The organism is Flammeovirga sp. EKP202 (genome assembly GCF_014534745.1).
Taxonomy (GTDB): Bacteria; Bacteroidota; Bacteroidia; order Cytophagales; family Flammeovirgaceae; genus Flammeovirga.
This window is the reverse complement of record NZ_JACVVP010000004.1, coordinates 70091-89272: the sequence shown is the minus strand read 5'-3', so window position 1 is coordinate 89272 and position 19182 is coordinate 70091. Positions and strand designations below refer to the sequence as shown.

The following is a 19182-nucleotide window of genomic DNA, read 5'->3' as shown; positions in this document are numbered from 1 at the left end:
AATAATTGACCGAAAATATAAGGTAGTAATCGTTTTTTTAACTTATTATTTAACAACTTCACCGTATAAGTCAAACGGCTCAGCACTTGTAATCTTTACATTAGCAAAGTCTCCTAAACGAACGTGATTCTCTTCAGTAACTGGCACTAAAACTTCGTTATCTACTTCAGGTGAATCAAATTCAGTTCTACCTACAAAATATCCACCTTCGATCTTATCAAACAATACTTTGTAAACTTTACCTACTTTCTTCTGGTTTAATGCATCAGAAATTTCTTCTTGAAGTTGCATAATCTCGTCTGCACGATCTTGTTTTACATCTTCAGGAACATCATCCTCCATATCGTCACCAGCATGCGTATCTTCTTCATGTGAATAAGTAAATACCCCTACTCTCTCGAACTGCATTCTTTCTACGAAATCATACATCTCATTGTACTCCTCTTCCGTCTCACCTGGGTGACCCGTGATCAAAGTAGTTCGGATAGCAATTCCTGGCACTTTTTCTCTGATTGCATTGATGAGTTCCTCTTGTTTCTCTCTCGATGTACCTCTTCTCATTCTCTTCAACATTGCTGTTGAACCATGTTGTAGAGGAATGTCAAGATAGTTCGCAATATTATCACGCTCGACCATAACATCAAGCACATCCATAGGAAAACCTGTTGGGTAAGCATAGTGTAAACGAATCCACTCTAATCCTTCCACGTCAGATAATGCTCTTAAAAGATCGGCTAATCTTCTCTTCTTATAGATATCCAATCCATAGTAAGTCAAGTCTTGGGCAATCAATAAAAGTTCTTTTACACCTTTAGCTACCATATCTTCAGCTTGTTTTACCAAATCTTCGATAGGCACTGAAACGTGTTTACCTCTCATTAATGGAATAGCACAGAAAGAACAAGGTCTATCACAACCCTCAGCGATTTTTAAATAACCGAAGTGCTTGTCTGTAGTTAAAAGACGTTCACCAAGAAGTTCTTTTTTATAATCAGCGTTTAAAGCTCTCAATAAGTTTGGCACTTCACGCGTACCAAAGAAAGCATCTACTTCAGGAATTTCCTGTACAAGATCTTCCTTATATCTTTCAGATAAACAGCCCGATACATATACTTTATCTACCAACCCTTCTTTTTTTGCATCAGCATAACGAAGAATCGTCTCAACAGATTCAGTCTTGGCATGTCCAATAAATCCACAAGTGTTAATTAACACAATATTGAATTTATCATCTTCAGCTTCATGAACTACATCAATGCCATTTCCTTTTAACTGAGTCATGATTACCTCTGAGTCTACAATATTCTTAGAACACCCGAGTGTAATGATGTTGACTTTATTTTCTTTAAGCGTCTTGGTTTTCAAGAGATTACTTCTTTAAAGTTCCTATTAATGAGATTTTTATTTTTACAGAACTATGAATAAACACCTTTGTTTTAATTCATCTTCAGCAAAATAAGTTCTGCAAAAATATTAGATAAATACTTGCATAACAACCTATTTATTTAAAGAGATGTTACTCATTTAATAACCTTAAGAATTTGAAATGAAAATTATCGATGAAAACGATAACTATTAAAGAAATATTTTTTTAGTCTAAACTATACTTTATATATTAATATTATCGGAAAAACAGATATTTTTGTGTGATAGACCTATATAAACAGTTAGTGCCAAATTAATTCCATTTTTTATCACTGACTTCTCTAATATTAATTGAAAAAGTATGAAGCTCTTCGAGCAAAATAATATACATAAAGAGAATAAAGAGAGAGTTTCTGAAGCGACTTTTATTCCTGTTATGACCTTATCTGTCATTGCCATTACATTTTTGGTGGGGATTTGGTCTATCAAAGAGCTTCGGGATTATAAAGTAGATGTAAATCAGCTTGAGCAAGAGTTTACTGAAAAACAGAAAAATGTCACTGTTAATGAGGTGAAAAATGCCTTTAAATACATTGAATACCTTGAAAGAAATACTGAAAAGCGATTAAAAGAAAACCTAATCAACAGAGTAGATGAGGCTTTCCAAATCGTGGACAACATTTATAAAAGAAACAAAGGAAAACTTTCCGAGAAGCAGATTGTCAATCTCATCAAGGATTCACTCCGACCGATCCGTTTTAATTACAATAGAGGTTATTATTTTATTGATCATATTGATGGATATGCCGTCATGAATGCTTCTTCTCCAGAATCAGAAGGACAGCCTATCATGGACCTCCAAGATGCAAGGGGAGATTATTTCATCCGAAAGGAAATGGAAATTGCCAAAACGAAAGGAAAAGGCTTTTTCGAATATTATTGGATTAAACCTGATCAAAATGGAAACAAACAATATCCTAAAACTTCCTATCTAAGGTACTTTGAGCCTCTAGGGTTAGTTATTGGAACTGGAGAATATATGGACAATGTGACTCGAGATATGCAAAGACAAGCCTTTGAACGTATGTCCTCTATAAAGTTTGGAAAGGATGGTTATCTTTTTGTGAATAAAAGAGGAACTCCATTATTGATAAACTGGGAACATTATGATAATGCAGACTCACTTGCAAACGAGTATCATATCAGTCTTCCTATCACAGATGAAAATGGGGATACGACTTATTTCAAGGATTTGCCTTCTATCTTAGTCAACACTGAAAATAATGGTGGGTTTTATTATTATGATTATAAAAAACCTAATTCAGATGAAATCAAAAGAAAGTTTTCTTACATCATATATTTTGAAAAGTGGGATTGGACCATTGGTGCTGGAGTTTATTTAGATGAATTAGACAATCAAATTGCGGCTAAAAGAAGTATGTTGATCACCGAATTGACGACTGAACTTTTTAGAATCTTATCTTTATCGACACTATTGATTGCTATTTTGTGGTGGAGACTCCGAAAGGTAGCTACTGGAATCACGAATAATATTGAAGAGTTTTCTACTTTCTTCGATGAAGCTTCAAAAGAACATGTTAAGATCAATAAAGACAGATTGGCTTATGCCGAATTTGATCAGTTGGCCACTCTTGCCAATAAAATGTTAGATGACCGAGAAAGCGACAGACGTAAAATTATTGAAGCTTATCACGAAATTCAAACATCAGAAGAAGAATTAAGACAACAGTCTGAAAGTTTGCTGTACACCAATCAAAAGTTGGAGGAAGCCATGCAAGAGCTTAAATCGGCCCAAGTACAGCTTATTAATTCAGAAAAAATGGCCTCTTTAGGTCAGTTAACAGCCGGAATTGCTCATGAAATCAATAACCCTATTAACTTTGTGAGTTCGAACGTACAACCTTTGAAAGATGACATTGATGATTTGATCAAACTTTTAGATAGTTGTAATGACTTGACTAAAGATTTTGAAAGTAAAGAAGCTTTTCAAAAAAGAGTGGATGAAATCAATGAACTGGCTGACGAAATTGAAATCAATGTCGTTAAAGAAGAGATCAAAGAATTGATTAATGGTATTGAAGAAGGTGCACTTCGAACAAAAGAAATTGTTTTGGGATTAAGAACTTTCTCAAGGTTGGATGAGGACACTTTCAAAAGTGCCAATATCAACGAAGGAATTCAATCTACGATTACAATTTTAAATAATAAGGTAAAGAAAAAAGATATTTCAATGGAAATAGAACTTCAAAGTGATATTCCTGAAATAAAATGTCTTCCAGGCCGATTGAATCAGGTATTTATGAATGTCATCAACAATGCCATTCAAGCCGTTGAAGAACGTACTGGTAAGATTAAAATTTCTACGTCTTATGCAGATGGAGATGATTATATCAATATAAAAGTAAGAGACAATGGTGAAGGAATGCCTCAAGCTATTATTGATAAAATTTTTGACCCTTTCTTCACCACCAAAGAAGTGGGTGAAGGTACTGGTCTTGGATTATCCATCTCCTACGGAATCATAAAAAAACACGGTGGTGAAATTATGGTTTCTTCAAAATATAAAAACGACGACTCTGATGAAGTCTCTTTCACAGAGTTTTCAATCATTCTTCCACTAGTGGGTGAAGACGATTTAAAAAACGAGTACTAAAAAATATGAGTGATTATCACGTTCCAGTAATGCTGCAAGAGTGTGTAGACGGTTTACACATTGACCCTACCAAAACTTATGTTGACGTTACTTTCGGTGGCGGAGGACACACAAAAGAAATATTAAGCCGTTTGACAACGGGAAAATTAGTGGTTTTTGATCAAGACCCTGATGCTAAAAAAAATGCAGATGCAATCAATGACGATCGTCTGATTTTTTGTGCTGCTAATTTTAGATACTTAAAAAGATATTTGAGGTTAAACGGTATCAAAGAAGTTGCTGGAATCTTAGGTGACCTTGGTATCTCTTCACACCAAATTGATGAAACTTCAAGAGGTTTCTCTACTAGAGGTGACGCTCCTTTGGATATGCGTATGGCACAAAGTGGAGTATTGAGTGCTAAAGAGGTGATCAATAATTATGAAGAAATTGATCTTCGTAAAATGTTCAAGCTTTATGGTGAATTGAACCAACCGCACAAAGCCGCTAGTTTGATCGTTCATGCTCGTTCTGCAGGAGAAATTGAAACTACTCAACAATTGATGGATGCCTTAAAACCAATGGCTCCAAGAGGCAAAGAAAACCGTTTTTATGCACAAGTTTTCCAGGCAATCAGAATTGAAGTTAACGAAGAGTTAGTGACTTTGAAAGAAATGATTGAACAAGGTGCTGAAGTCCTGGAAGAAGGCGGTTATTTTGTGATTGAGTCTTACCATTCATTAGAAGACCGTTTGGTAAAGAACTTTTTCAAAACGGGTAATTTTGAAGGTGAAATGAATAAAGATTTTTATGGCAACCTTTTACGCCCATTGAAGCCTTTGAAAAGTAAACCAATCACTGCTTCTGAAGAAGAAATTGCAAGAAATAGAAGAGCAAGAAGTGCGAAATTGAGAGTAGCGATTAAACTACCTGAAGTGACTCAAAAGTAAGCTTTCTATTCTTTTCCAAAAGATATTTTAAACCTTTCCTAAATTTTTATAATTTGGAAAGGTTTTTTAGTTTCTTCGATTTAAAAACTAGTTAAAAACATCATGTTCTTGAATATAATCGAAACACTCTTCACAATATAAGCTTTTCAATTTTGGATGATCTAACAGCTGAAATGTTATCCCTTCTTGGAGATCATTGTACGAATTAAATAATACGCAGAACCTTAGTCTGTTCATTTTAATCGCTTTTTTCAATAAATCAGTGTAAATCATTCTATCCACTTGATCGTCATCGATTATCGTCAAATTGATATAATAGTATAGCAATTTTTCAGATACATCTGCGGCCAAAATCCCATCCATCAAAACTTCTTTTGCCCAATCTTTTAGTGAATATTCTACAAAATGCTGAGCGAGCCTTACTTTGTCTTCTTGATCAAAATCTAGATTTCTATAATAACTATAGACCTTCTGATTATAGTGATCTGATTTCTTAAAGTCTCCTTTTTTATAAGCTGCTCTACTCAATATAAGCCATCGGTTGAGGATCAACTTATCTACTAGTATTTTATTAAAATTTCTAGCTTTTAAATAAGTGATGTTATCTTCTACTTCTTTTATGCTCCTATTATCCCATTTATAAAATATACATTTAGCCAACAAAGCACTTAGGTTATAAATCAATGTAGGATTTTCGGGGGCTAATTGAAGCATTTCCCGATAAGAATCAATTAACTCATCTTTATAATAATAAGTAGAAATATCATCATACATCACTAAAAAATTTTGATGAAGCATTATGTTATCTTTCACTTTAGGTAACTGCACTTTTTCTTCTAAATTTTCTGTAGAGTAAATCCCATTTTTTACCTTATCAATAATAAAACTTTGCAATAAATAAGCTTCTTCATAGTTTTCCTTGGAAACTAACTGCCCAAATAATTCATAAGTTTGATCTTCCTCTAGTGATTCATACGACACTAATTTCTCTAATCGCACCTTGATTGTGGCTATTCGTTGTTGGGATAACAGTTGTTCAAATCGATCAGGATTCTTATTGACTTCTTTTCTTATGGCATCTCTACTTTTAAGTAACAAGCCCTTATCGTCTGCCTTCTGAATGTCTTCAAAAAATTGTTTCCAATTTTCACCCGTTTCAATTATTGACTGAACTCCATTTGTCATAAAAGGAGATAATTCATTGATGATGTTTTGAGCTCTTAAATACGATAAACTCGTATTCTTTTCCTTATCTCCATCAATTGATGAAAAAGCTTTGATATAAAAAGATGTAATCTTGTAATCGCTTAAATGGAGATAGTCGTAAAGCTTTTGAAATTCAAGTGAATCAAAATTCGTTTCATTGATCTTATAATGTAAAGTATATTCAATTTCGTCTTTATTGATCGACTGATGTAGAATGGAATTACTTTTTGGAGGTGAAAAATAAATCAAAGGTAAATCATAGGCCGGAAGTTTTTTTCCCGGAATATGATAAGTACTTCTATAGTAATAATCCACACCTCCTCTAATTATAAAATAGTTTAATTCTATATCTTTGAGCTCGTATTTTTTGGGTAATTCTCCTAACGGAATAATATACTTATTGGACCGGTTGTCTACTTTTCTTGCTCTTACTAAATAATCCCTATAAACTTTTTTTAGTAAAATCCCTCTATACCTTCCTCTTCTACTTAGCTTAACTACATCAAATTGATCACAAGTGTACTGTTTCTTTTGAACAACATCTATACTAATTCCGTCGTCACTATATTTAAAAAAGTCATCAAAAGCATCTTTTGGAAAGATAGATAATTCTATTTGATTTGTTAATTTATTAACCTCAAGATACGTTCGCACTCTACGATCTTTCGTCTTAAAAAATTGATCAAATTCTGTAATTGATTGATTTGTTTTCTTCTGCGAAAACGATGGGTGAATACCCAGCAAAAAGGCAATAATTAGTAATGTATATTTCATATCAACAATAGTTTACTAGAGAGTAAGTTCCAGTAAACTACTTATTGATCAATCTGAAAACAAAAGGGTTATCTCGATATTAAAACAGTTTAACCTTTTCCTGATTCATTTTAACTAATCTTGCTTTTCCAACTCAGGTAACAAGTGATTTTCCAAATGATAGAGTAATGTACCATTGACGGTCTCTGCATGTGTCATAATCGCACCGTGTGCACCATCTTCAATTTTAATAAAGCCTACTGTATTAGGAAGGTTTTGATAAAGGTATTGTCCCATCGAAAATGGCACTCCAAAATCCTGATCTCCATGAATAATTAACGTTGGACATTTGATGTCTGGCAAAAAAGATTGAATATCATCTCTATCAATCAAGTTGTTCATGGCATGAAATATTTGTTCTCCAGTTCTTTCTTGCCACAACGGAGTCCATTTATTCCAGTGACATTCATTTCCATCTTTCGGACCTATAATACCCGTCATGAGATTCTCATGCAGTTCAGGAAGTAATCCATTATTCATCCATGTATCCCTTACTTCTCTATACCCTGTTTTTACCTCTTCAGAGTCAATATGTGCTGAAGTACTAATCAATATTAAACCTTGTACTCTTGAGGGAAATCGGAGTGCAACTCTCAATGCTGCATACCCACCTTGTGACATTCCAGCCAATATCACTTTTTCAATGCCAAGGTGATCTAAAATTGCCATACAGTCACTCACGGTATCATACAAAGAAAAAGGTTTTCCATCCCACTTCGTTTTGCCAAAAGCTCTTGCATCAAAAGTAATGATACGATAAGAAGAAAAGAATTCAACTTGTGAAGCAAACATTTTTGAACTCATCAAAAAGCCATGCATAAAAAGTATTACCGGAGCCTCTTTATCCCCATGGTCCTCATAATACAATGATTGGTTGTTTACATTTAGGTAAGCCATAGTCTGTTAATTGGTTAAAATTCTGACAGAACAGTAGTTCTCATATTCATTTAATCCTATTAATATAATCATTTTTAATCAGAAATAAAAATGTAAACACCTCATTTACAGAATGATAAGACATTGTTAATTTGAAATACATATTCCTCATTTCTAGTTGATTAACCATTCAACATTATTTTTTGTAGAGGAAATTTACAGCTTATCTTTTTTTTCATTAAGTTCAATGAGAGAACCAATAATACACACAAAAATAAACACTACTAACGATGGTTAAAATTATAGAATGCCCAAGAGATGCAATGCAAGGGCTCTCTCAGTTCATCCCTACAATGACAAAAATTGAATACTTGAATCTATTGCTAAAAGTAGGATTTGACACCTTAGACTTTGGAAGTTTTGTATCTCCTAAAGCCATTCCACAAATGAAAGATACAAAGGAAGTTTTGGCTGGTTTAGAATTGGAGAATACGAATACAAAACTGCTCTCTATTGTAGTCAATGAGAGAGGTGCCCATGATGCGGTACAACATGATGAAATTGAATATTTAGGCTTTCCCCTTTCTGTCTCAGAAATTTTTCAAGAAAGAAATACAAAAAAATCGATCCAAGCTGCAAAAGAAGCATTAAACAACATCAATGCTATTGCACAAGAGCATCAAAAAGTAACGGTCGCCTACTTATCAATGGCATTTGGCAACCCCTATCAAGAGCATTATTCAACCTCTAAAGTGTTAGAAATGGCACACGAACTTTCTGAAATGGGGATAACAATACTCTCATTATCGGATACAATTGGCACTGCAAATGCAAAAGATATTCAAGATTTATTTGAAAATGCCTCAAAATTGTTGCCCAATACAGAATTGGGTGTACATTTGCACTGTAATCCTTTTAAGGCAACTGAACTAGCAAGAGCAGCAATTAATGCAGGTTGTAGAAGAATAGATACAGCCCTTGGCGGACTTGGAGGATGTCCTATGGCTAAAGACAGTCTTACTGGAAACTTAGCCACCGAATCACTTATTGAGGCTCTCCAAGATCAACCTTCGTTAATGCCCGCCTTAAACTTAGATACTTTAAAGAAGGCGTCGAAATTTAGACGTCAAAATATAGGTTAGAAAATGATAAATATAGAGACTTGTCTCACCCCGGAGATTTTATCCTTACATCAACTCGAAGGAAAAATTGCCGTTGTTACAGATGTTTTGAGAGCAACTTCATGTATGGTTGCAGGTTTAAATGCAGGTGTGAAAAGTGTTATCCCCGTTATGACGGTTGAGGAAGCACTTGATTATTCAAAAAAAGGCTATATTACAGCTGGAGAAAGAGGGGGAGTAAAAGTAAAGGAGTTTACAATTGGTAATTCTCCTCAAGAACACATGCAGGAAGAATACCGCGGCAAGGACATCTGCATGACTACAACAAACGGTACAGTGGCGATTACGGAAGCAAAGAAAAGAGCAGATCAGATCGTTATCGGTGCTTTATTGAATGTTTCAGCTGTTGCTAATTTTTTGAAATCAGCTCAAAAAGACGTTGTCATTATTTGTGCAGGATGGAAAGGTAATCCAAGTCTTGAAGATACTTTATTTGCGGGTGCTCTAATTGATAGATTACAAGAAGAATGTAATCTTACAGACGATGCTTCGTTTATGGCATTGACGCAATATAAAGCATGTAAAGACAATCTAGTAGAGAGCATTCAATTCAATGCTTCACATGCTAAACGATTAAGTGGTTTGAAAGCCAAGTCTGACCTTGCCTTTTGTGCTCAGGAGGATTATTGTGATGCACTTCCTATTCTTAAGAATGGGGAAATAACAATTTAAAATCAGCATTATGGGAGGAAAGAAATTAGAAATAAAACAAAAAGTAAAAATCAAAAACCGAAAGGCTTCTCATGAATATGAGTTTGTTGAAAAACTCGTAGCAGGGATTTCTTTAAAAGGTTCCGAAATAAAATCAATTCGTATGCAAAAAGTAAGTTTACAAGATGCTTTCTGCCTGTTTATTGGAGATGAACTGATTGTAAGAAGCATGCACATTGCTCCTTATGAAATGGGTGGCTACAATAATCACGAAGCCAAAGCAGACCGTAAACTTCTTTTGACAAGAAGAGAACTAGACAAGTTGGATAGAAAAGTGAAAGAAACGGGTTTTACGATTATCCCTACTCAACTTTTTATCAACGATAGAGGTTTAGCAAAATTAGAAGTTGCCTTAGCTAGAGGTAAAAAGCTTTATGACAAGCGTAATGATCTGAAAGAGAAAGATCAAAAGAGAGAGATATCTAGAATGAAATACTAACTTTATGAGTTACGTCTTATTTAACAACGAAATCGAAAAAGCATCTAAAACGGGAGTATCTTATTCTGACAGAGGGTTTCAATACGGCGATGGACTGTTTGAAACTATGATTTCTCAGAATGGAACAATCCGTTTTTTAGATGATCACATTGATCGAATAAAACGTGGATTAAAAGAACTACAGATCAACTTTCCTTCAGACTTTCAAGATAAAGAATATATCTATGATGCTTTCAAGGCATTAAAAAAGAAAAACGAGATTGAAGGTGATTGTAGAATCAAGCTAATGATTTGGCGAAAAGAAGGCGGACTTTATACTCCTAACAACTCTAACTACTACACACTTTTATCGATTCAACCTTTTGAAAAAGCAGATAGTAAAAAATGTTTGACAGTTGATTACGGAGAGTCTATTAAAGTCCCTCTTACTCCTGTTTCGTTTTGCAAGTCTCTATCTTCTATGACTTATACCTTTGCGGGTATTGAAAAGAAAACTAGAGCACTTGACGATCTTATTTTAATCAATTATGATGGCTACCTTGCTGAGACGATATCAGGAAATCTTTTCTGGATTAAAGACAAGGTAATCTATACTCCAAAAGTAGCCGTAGGTTGTGTATCTGGAGTTGCTCGAAAAAATATCATTGCTCATTTAGAACTAAAAGGATATAAAGTCAGAAAAGTATTTGCTCGAAAAGCCGAACTGATGGAAGCGGATACGGTAATGACAACAAATGTGACAGGTGTGACGATGATCAAAGAAATTGGCGAGAAGCAATATAAAGTAGTTGATGCCTGGAAGAAGGTTTTTGAACAAGCTTATGATTAAAAAATCATCTATAAAAAATACCCCATAATTGATTGAAACAATTATGGGGTATTAAGTATAGCTCTTTCAATTAAACTAACTGACTGAACTCAGCTAAGAATCTATTATTTTCTTCTTCTGTACCGATCGAAATTCGAAGGCCTTGATCACATAAAAGTACCTTAGAGCGATTTCTGATCACAATCCCTTTTTCTACAAGTTCATTGTACATTTTATCTGCTTCCTCTACTTGAATTAAGATGAAGTTAGCATCAGAAGGATATCTGTTTTTTACAAAAGGCATTTTATCCAATTCTTCTTCTAATCGTGTTCTTTCTGCAAGAAGTTTACGCACCATCTCTTCCACTTTATCCACATTGTCTAAAGCTTCTAAAGCTTTTTCCTGTGTCAACTGATTGATGTTGTAAGGTGGCTTGATTGTATTGAACACTTTTATAATTTCAGGTGAGGCGAACATCATTCCTAAACGAAGGCCAGCCATTCCCCATGCTTTAGAAAAAGTCTGTAACACAATCAAATTGTTATACGCTGACAGTTTTGAGATAAATGAAGGCTGAGATGAAAAATCAATATAAGCTTCATCAACAATCACCAACCCATCAAAACTTGTCAATAACTGTTCTATTTTATCAGAACTAACAGCCCCTCCAGTTGGATTATTTGGAGAACATACGAATATGATTTTTGTATGCTCATCTACTTTACTTAATATCCCCTCCACGTCTAAATCCAATTCAGCGGTCAATGCAACTTCTCTAACTTCAACGTTATTGAGGTCCGCACTCACTTTATACATACCGTAAGTTGGAGGGAGAATAATTACATTTTCTTTTTGAGGTTCGACAAAAGCTCTAAACAATAAATCAATAGGTTCATCGCTGCCATTTCCCAAGAAAATATGATCTGTTGGGATATTCTTTATTGGAGATAACTTTGCTTTAACTGCCCTTTGATATGGATCAGGGTATCGATTATAAGGTTCTCCCGTAGCCGTTCCAAAAGGATTTTCATTTGCATCAAGAAATATATTTTCCGTTGATACATCTTCAAACTCATCTCTTGCTGATGAGTAAGGTGTCATTGAGCGGATATGTTCACGTAACAATGACTGTATATCTATGTTAGTTTTGTTCATGGTATACAGATAAACTTATTGTAATATTTTTTGAACGTCCAAAGTGTAAACCGTTGAGGAATAAACATCCTTGCCTACACTATTGGTTTTCACACCGCCAAAAATAATCAATTTATCTGCAGAAATTGTCATTCCGTTACCTACTAATTTTCCAATATTCGTATGATAACGCTTCAAAGTACCTTTATCTGTATTGTATATAAAGAGTTGTTCATTACTAAAAATAACAATATTACTACCGTAGCTAGTGATTGTAGCATCCACTATTGGCTCTGCTAATTTCCCAACCTTCACCCATCGGTCTACTTTGATGTTATACATGTAGATCTCATCAATAGGAGCCTCATTTTTACCTCCAAACACATATAATTTGCCATTTGAAACTGCTCCATAAGTAATCATTTGCTTTGGCATATGGGCTAATTGTTTCCATTCTTTCTTTTTTGAATCAAATGAAAACAGCGTGTTAGAGTAAGTGTCATTGTCAATTTTACCTCCGAATAAGAATACCCTGCCTTTCCATTCTGCAATAGAAGATTTATGAATAGCCTGAGGGTTCAAAGACACATTCATAATTTCTGGTACTCTGTTATTGTAGGCTACCTCTCTCACATTGACATCGATACTAGCCATGGGATCATCTTCATTCCCTTTCGTTCCGTTAAACAGGAACATACTTCCACTTGAAATGGTAGTGTTGATGAGTTTCTCCCCTTTGATATTGATAGGAGTCACCTCATTCCAGCTATCATTTTTAGGAGAATACGAAAGTATTGTATTGTAATGCTCTTCTGCCTTGTTCATCCCCCCTACTACAAAAGTAGTTTTATGGGTATTACAGTACCCCATATATGCACGAGGTGACGGCATAGGCGTACCTTTAGAAAAACGCAAAGTAGCATTCTCAAACTCTTTTGATATATTAGCGGATACACAAGACTGCATAATCACGCTAAGCGTCAAAAGACAATATCCATATATTGAAGAAGATAACAGCTTCATATAGTTTTCAATTATTAATACAAAAGTACAACATAGGTAAGTAGTATCATTGTTTGAATTTACTCTTTGATGTTATGTTTAGTTAAAATTAGAAAAATACAACTTATATCCATGAATTTAAAACATATTAATGGTATTCTATGTGATTTAGATGGAGTACTTTACAATGACGGAGTATTGATTGAAGGTGTTGTGGATACCATTAAGCAACTAAAACAAAAAGGTTACCCATTCTTATTTGTTACCAATACATCAGGTATCACTTCCAATGAACTATTTCATAAATTAGATAAAATGGGGATTCCTTTGAAGGAGGAAGAAGTATTAAGTCCTCCATTAGCGACAAGAGATTATCTGATCAATAATAATTTCAAAAATGCGCAGGTATTGGCAAGTACTTCTATCAAAGAGATGATCTACGAAAAAATAGAGATGAACTTGGAAGATCCAGAAGTAATTGTAGTCGGTGATATTGGAAAAAACTGGGACTATGAGCTGATGAATGAGCTTTTCCTAAAAGTGATCAACGGAAGTAAGATTGTAGGGCTACACCATGGACGCTTCTGGAAAGCTAGTGAAGGCTTAAGGATCGATATTGGAGCATTTATCAAAGGACTTGAGTTTGCTACTTCTACCACATCCGTGTGTATTGGTAAACCTGACAAATCATTTTATGAGTCTGCCATTCAAAAAATCGGTTTGAATGCCAGTGAACTTTTAATGATCGGTGATGATATTGTTGGCGATATTCAAGGAGCAAAAGAAGCTCAATTGACCGCTATCCAGGTCAAAACAGGAAAATACCGAAAAGAGTTAACAGAAAAAGCCATCATACAACCTGATATAATTGTTGATGACTTTAATGCTTTAAATGAATTATTGGACGAATTATAACCTAGTCAAGAGCGATCCTGTTGCTTGAGAAACTAATTCCCATGATTCTAAATCAAAAGTAATAACTACAGCATCTGCAGGTGATAAATTTCCAATAACGTCACCTGTCAGATATTCTGCTAGAAAACTGATGGCAGGATTGTGACCTACTATTGCTAAACTATCTGCTTGATCTGCTCTTTGATTGATAAAATCAAGCAGCCTTCCCACATTGGCTTCATAAAACGAGGGTTCTACAAAAATTGCTTCTTGTGGCATATCTAATTGCTCTAAGATTAATTGTGTAGTCACTGTTGTTCTTACAGCATCTGAATAAAACATAACCTCAGGCTGAAAATTGCCAGAAGCTATTTTTTTTCCTAGATGTACTGCCTGTGTAAATCCTTCTTGGGTTAGCTCCCTTCTTCTGTCATCTACACCGAAATAAGTACTTTCGGCTTCTGCATGTCTGATAAGAAGTAATGTTTTCATTAAATAGAAAAATAGATTTAGTAAAAAAATCTTTTGAAGTAGTTTGAAAGTTATTTGTCAAATTTGACTTTTCGAACTTCTTAAAATAGTTAATAAAATTTAGGTATAATCCTTTGGTTTTCATAGCATCAATTGGATTATTTTAGAAATATTTTTTGTAGACATAAAAAAAACGATTCCCTTTTCAGAGAATCGTTTTTTGTTGCTAAACAAGCTAAGTATCAACCAGTAGCTCTCAATGCTGATGCAATCGCGTTGATTGAAGTCAATAATTGGAACAATACAGCCTCCACATCTTCTGGGTTGGCTTTCTCGTCCGCCTTCATCTTACGCCATTTCTTCAACAAGTTGATCTGAGTTTTATGAAGCGGATTTAAAGCTTCAGCTCTGATAAAGCTTGAGTAGTAATGATTACTTCTTCTTTCAGCAAATGATTCTTTCAATAAGCTATCCATCATTTTTCTAGTTCTTGTCAACTCTTCAAGAAGCATAGTTAAGATAGAATCTTTTACGTCTTTATCTGTTACCATTGCAGCGTAATCCTTCATGATAGTTTCATCAGTAGCTTCTAATGAAGTATCAACGTTAGTGAATACGTATCTGATCAATGGGTCTGTTTTGATCAATTCTTTCAACTTCGCAAAGTCTTCAGGTCTTTCTTTAGATAATTTCTCTAAAGTGTAACCTACACCGTACCAAGAAGTCATATTGAAACGAGCTTGGCTCCATGAGAATACCCAAGGAATAGCTCTAAGATCGGCTAATGTTCTTCTACCAGTTCTACGAGCTGGACGTGAACCAATTCTTGATGACTCAATCGCATCAATTGGAGTAGCCTCACCATAGAATTTGATAAACTTAGGATCTTCTAATAAGTTCACATAGAAGTTTCTACTTTCTGATGCCATCCAAGAGATCACACCTTCAAGCTCGTGCTTCGCTTTCTTACCTAAGTTATCTTTTACAGTATTACCTACTGAACCTGCTAATAACAATTCCATGTTGTAGCTAGCGTTCATTTTGTTGGCATACTTTTGCTCAATTGTCTCACCTTGCTCTGTTAAACGGAAGTTACCGTTTACACCACCGTGAGGTAAAGCTTGGATAAACCACTGAGTAGGACCAGCACCACGAGAAATAGTACCACCTTTACCGTGGAAGAAGTTGATCGCGATATCTCTATGCTCACCTACTTCATATAAACTAGTCTCAGCATGGTGTAATGCCCATTGTGAAGCAAGGATACCACCATCTTTGTTACTATCTGAGTAACCTACCATTACCATTTGCGTTAATTTCTTATCTCCGCTTTGGCGTTTTTGGTATTCTAAGCTACGACGAGTGATAGGGTGATCCAAGAAACTTTGCATTACTTGAGGAGAGATATCTAAATCTTCAATAGTCTCAAATAATGGTACTACAGGAAGTTTACAAACTAAACCTTCTGGAGTTTGCTCCATCAAACCTGCCTCTCTTGCTAATAAGTAAACTGCGATCAAGTCAGATACTGAACGAGTCATTGAGATAATGAACGCTCCGATACCTGCTGTACCATAGTTTTTCACGTGTTCCGCAACTACTCTGTAAGTAGAAATTACCGCATTTGCTTCAGTTGGTAATTGAGTAGATGGGTGAGTGAAAGGTCTGTTTGAAAGCAATTCGTTGTTCATAAACGCTACTCTCTTCTCTTCTGACCATGATAAGAAGCTATCACCGTCTAAAGAAGCTGCATTTAAGATTTGAGAAATTGCTTTATCGTGGAATGCACTGTTTTGACGGATGTCAAGACGAGCTAAGTGGAATCCGAATGTATCTAATACTCTGATCGCATCATTTACATAAGAATAAGCTAATCTAGTTGCACCGTACTCTACTAAAGTTGATTGAAGTAATTCCAAATCAGCTTTAAGTTCAGTGGCCATTCTATATTTACCTTCAGTCTCCTGTAATTCTACAGCGTGCTCTCTTTTTACGTCTACAGGTAATTTCGCTAAACATAAGTTCACAAACTGTCTGAATGCTTCACCTACGTTTCTAGCAATTGCTTGCTTACCGTCTTCACCAAGTTCTTTTTGTAACTCAGCGATACGAGCTTGTAATGCTGCTGGAGCATCCTCAATATCACAAGATACTGAAAGCTTTTTCACTAAGTTAAATAACGAACGTCTGATTAATACGAATGCATTTAAACGTAAAACGCTTAATGTTTCTTCAGTTACTTCGTGAGTTACTAATGGGTGTCCATCACGGTCACCACCAACCCAGTTACCAAAAGATACTCTTGGACGGCTTCCGATGTTTCTGATAAGGTCTTTATCAAAACCAACCTCACCCCAAGCTTGTTGGAAACGTTGATCTAAGATTGGTAATACTTCAGGGAAAACGTTTGTAAGGTAGTGAATAGCGTTTCTTCTTTCAGAAGCTACGTCTGGCTTCTCAACGAAGATCTCACCTGTTCTCCATAATGTATCTAATATTAATTTAATTTGGGCATTGATAGAGCGTTGCTCGATACCAGTGTACATTGTGTTCTCTCTCTGAACCAACAATAAGTACAATGTTCTGTGATGCTCTAATACTGTAGATCTTTTAGCCTCTGTAGGGTGAGCTGTTAATACAGGCTCGACCATTACTTGTGGTAAAAGGTCTGCAATTTGCTCTTGCGTATAACCTTGATTTTTTAAGTCTTTTAATCTTTCACCCCATAAACCTTTCACGCTAGCAAGACCGAAATCGTTTTCTTTCTTACGTCTTGATTGTACGGCTCCGTTTACTTCTACCATATTCAACAATTGGAATACAATAGAATAAAGCTGCATATGCTTCTCGTCTATTTTTTTGAGGGATGAAGTTCCTTCGTTAATCCATGGAATTGCGTTTGCTAGTTCTGTTTCGCCATTCTCGATTAATACCTCTTTTAAACACTGAAGTAAAAACTCTAGGTCCTCATAGGGTTTACCCAGATGCTTCTTCACAACCTCAAGGGCGCTCAGTGGCGTTACTGCTGTTTCTTTAGACATTCTGCGATTATTATAATTATGAGATAATTTGATTCTTTACACAATACGCAATCAAAGTTGCTTTTGATTACAAATTAAGTAAATAAGTTTGAGATTTATATTAAATTCTTAAATCTTATCTTTCTTTATGGAACAAATATCTTAATTCTTAATCATAGTTAAGATGACCTTAATTACCTATCCCGTTTAAAAATAATGATCATTAGCAATACATTCGTTGACATCTGTATTATATTACGACGCCTGCTTTGCCTTGATCTCTCATTTGTTTCCGTTCTTCTTTACTAAACCTATTTGTAATCAATCGATTAGATCTATCATAATTCAAATAGTTCCAAAACCAGTTGATAAATACGATTGATTTGTTCCTCATACCTAATAATGACATAATATGCACAAACATCCATATAAACCATGCAAAAGGCCCTGAACTCTTGAAACTTCCTACCTCAACTACAGCTTTATTTTTACCGATAGTAGCCATACTACCTTTATCTTTATAAACAAAAGGCTCTTTCTCTTTTCCTTTTACTTCGTTCTTGAAGTTCTTTGCTAACTGAGTTGCTTGTTGCATTGCCGCAGGTGCTACCATCGGATGACCATTAGGGTAATCTTTAGTTTTCATGCTCGCTACATCTCCAATCGCATACACATTTTCCTGCCCAAGCACCTTACTATGTTCGTCCACTAAAATTCTATTTCCTCTTTCTGTAATTAAAGAAGCATCTAATCCTTTCGGTGAATTCCCTTCTACACCTGCTGACCAAATTAAGTTTCTTGAGTAAATCACACCATCTTGATCTCCTTTCTTTGTAGTTGCCACTTCACCGTCGTAGCTCGTCACAAATGTATTTTGATGTAAAATCACACCAAGTTTCTTCAAGTATTTCTGAGAACTTTGGGATGATTTAGGTGATAAAGCATTCAACACTCTGTCTCCAGCATCTACTAAGTGCACTTCCATTCTTCTTACATCCAACTCTGGATAATCAACGGGAAGTACATATTTTTTTAATTCTGAAATAGCACCCGCTAATTCCACACCTGTTGGACCTCCACCGACAATTACAAAGTTCATCAGTGCTGATCTTTCTTGAAGGTCTTTCGTTTGAAGTGCTTGCTCAAAGTTTTGTAATAAAAGACTTCTTAATTGGAGTGACTGTACTACAGTTTTTAAAGGCATGCAGTGATATTTAATTTTTTCATCACCGAAGAAGTTGGTTCTAGATCCTGAGGCAATCACCAAATGATCATATTTTAATTCACCAATATCAGTCAGCACTCTGCTGCCTTCGATATCTACTTTTTGGACAACTGCTAATCGAAAATAAAAGTTAGAAAATCCATGAAAAAGTTTTCGAATAGGAAATGAAATAGAATCAGGCTCTAAACCTGCTGTTGCTACCTGATATAATAAAGGTTGAAAAGTGTGATAGTTATTTCGGTCTAATAAGACCACTTGAAAGTCTGTTTTCTTTAGGTTTCTTACTAATTCCAACCCTCCAAAACCTCCTCCGACAATTACTATTCTTGGTACCCCTAAGTCTGGCACATCAATTACTTTGTCCATATAACAGTGAATTTTTTGAATGTGATATTATGAGAGATAATCATCAATATTTTGATGATATGGGATA

General features: G+C 35.0%; 15 protein-coding genes. 7 read left to right on the top strand and 8 right to left on the bottom strand.

Annotated features, from left to right (window positions below):
• Positions 1-45: 45 nt before the first annotated feature.
• Positions 46-1365 carry a 30S ribosomal protein S12 methylthiotransferase RimO gene (gene rimO / locus IC221_RS03480; RefSeq protein WP_044205052.1) on the bottom strand — a complete coding sequence of 440 codons (1320 nt, stop codon included), beginning with the start codon at positions 1363-1365 and terminating at the stop codon, positions 46-48.
• A 361-nt stretch (positions 1366-1726) separates the two neighbouring features.
• Between rimO and IC221_RS03475 the strand changes: the two genes are divergently transcribed.
• Together IC221_RS03475 and rsmH are read left to right on the top strand one after the other, a co-directional pair.
• Positions 1727-4039, top strand: coding sequence for a cache domain-containing protein (locus IC221_RS03475; RefSeq protein WP_188167626.1), 2313 nt, complete (start codon positions 1727-1729; stop codon positions 4037-4039).
• A 5-nt stretch (positions 4040-4044) separates the two neighbouring features.
• Complete coding sequence (gene rsmH / locus IC221_RS03470) at positions 4045-4968, top strand: 16S rRNA (cytosine(1402)-N(4))-methyltransferase RsmH (RefSeq protein WP_188167625.1); 924 nt, start codon at positions 4045-4047, stop codon at positions 4966-4968.
• Between the two features lie 87 nt (positions 4969-5055).
• Here rsmH and IC221_RS03465 read toward each other — a convergent pair whose 3' ends face one another.
• Both IC221_RS03465 and IC221_RS03460 read right to left on the bottom strand, forming a co-directional pair.
• Complete coding sequence (locus tag IC221_RS03465; protein ID WP_188167624.1) at positions 5056-6948, bottom strand: hypothetical protein; 1893 nt, start codon at positions 6946-6948, stop codon at positions 5056-5058.
• A 114-nt stretch (positions 6949-7062) separates the two neighbouring features.
• On the bottom strand, positions 7063-7884 hold the full coding sequence (locus tag IC221_RS03460; RefSeq protein ID WP_188167623.1) for an alpha/beta fold hydrolase: 822 nt from the start codon (positions 7882-7884) through the stop codon (positions 7063-7065).
• Positions 7885-8153: 269 nt separating this feature from the next.
• Here IC221_RS03460 and IC221_RS03455 point away from each other — a divergent pair, with 269 nt between their 5' ends.
• Genes IC221_RS03455 through IC221_RS03440 form a run of 4 tightly spaced genes read left to right on the top strand, consistent with a single transcriptional unit; the run spans position 8154 to position 11023 of the window.
• Positions 8154-9005, top strand: a complete 852-nt coding sequence (locus IC221_RS03455) for a hydroxymethylglutaryl-CoA lyase (protein WP_223241282.1) — start codon at positions 8154-8156, stop codon at positions 9003-9005.
• Between the two features lie 3 nt (positions 9006-9008).
• On the top strand, positions 9009-9716 hold the full coding sequence (locus IC221_RS03450) for a 2-phosphosulfolactate phosphatase (RefSeq protein WP_188167622.1): 708 nt from the start codon (positions 9009-9011) through the stop codon (positions 9714-9716).
• Between the two features lie 10 nt (positions 9717-9726).
• Entirely contained in the window at positions 9727-10194 is a 468-nt protein-coding gene (gene smpB, locus IC221_RS03445; protein WP_188167621.1) for an SsrA-binding protein SmpB, read from the top strand.
• 4 nt (positions 10195-10198) lie between these two features.
• Positions 10199-11023, top strand: a complete 825-nt coding sequence (locus IC221_RS03440; RefSeq protein ID WP_188167620.1) for an aminotransferase class IV — start codon at positions 10199-10201, stop codon at positions 11021-11023.
• Between the two features lie 70 nt (positions 11024-11093).
• On the opposite strand, the gene hisC is transcribed toward IC221_RS03440, so the two are convergent.
• On the bottom strand, positions 11094-12158 hold the full coding sequence (gene hisC, locus IC221_RS03435; protein ID WP_188167619.1) for a histidinol-phosphate transaminase: 1065 nt from the start codon (positions 12156-12158) through the stop codon (positions 11094-11096).
• Between the two features lie 15 nt (positions 12159-12173).
• Positions 12174-13160, bottom strand: coding sequence for a kelch repeat-containing protein (locus tag IC221_RS03430; RefSeq protein WP_188167618.1), 987 nt, complete (start codon positions 13158-13160; stop codon positions 12174-12176).
• Between the two features lie 111 nt (positions 13161-13271).
• Between IC221_RS03430 and IC221_RS03425 the strand changes: the two genes are divergently transcribed.
• The gene (locus tag IC221_RS03425; RefSeq protein ID WP_188167617.1) at positions 13272-14054 is read left to right on the top strand and encodes a TIGR01458 family HAD-type hydrolase; all 783 of its coding nucleotides are present in this window, start codon (positions 13272-13274) and stop codon (positions 14052-14054) included.
• On the opposite strand, the gene IC221_RS03420 is transcribed toward IC221_RS03425, so the two are convergent.
• From IC221_RS03420 to IC221_RS03410, 3 genes are all read right to left on the bottom strand, one after another.
• The gene (locus IC221_RS03420) at positions 14049-14525 is read right to left on the bottom strand and encodes a histidine phosphatase family protein (protein WP_188167616.1); all 477 of its coding nucleotides are present in this window, start codon (positions 14523-14525) and stop codon (positions 14049-14051) included. The genes IC221_RS03425 and IC221_RS03420 overlap by 6 nt on opposite strands.
• Before the next feature lie 221 nt (positions 14526-14746).
• Positions 14747-17545, bottom strand: a complete 2799-nt coding sequence (locus IC221_RS03415; protein WP_223241281.1) for a phosphoenolpyruvate carboxylase — start codon at positions 17543-17545, stop codon at positions 14747-14749.
• 229 nt (positions 17546-17774) lie between these two features.
• Positions 17775-19115 carry an NAD(P)/FAD-dependent oxidoreductase gene (locus tag IC221_RS03410; protein WP_223241280.1) on the bottom strand — a complete coding sequence of 447 codons (1341 nt, stop codon included), beginning with the start codon at positions 19113-19115 and terminating at the stop codon, positions 17775-17777.
• Positions 19116-19182: the final 67 nt, after the last annotated feature.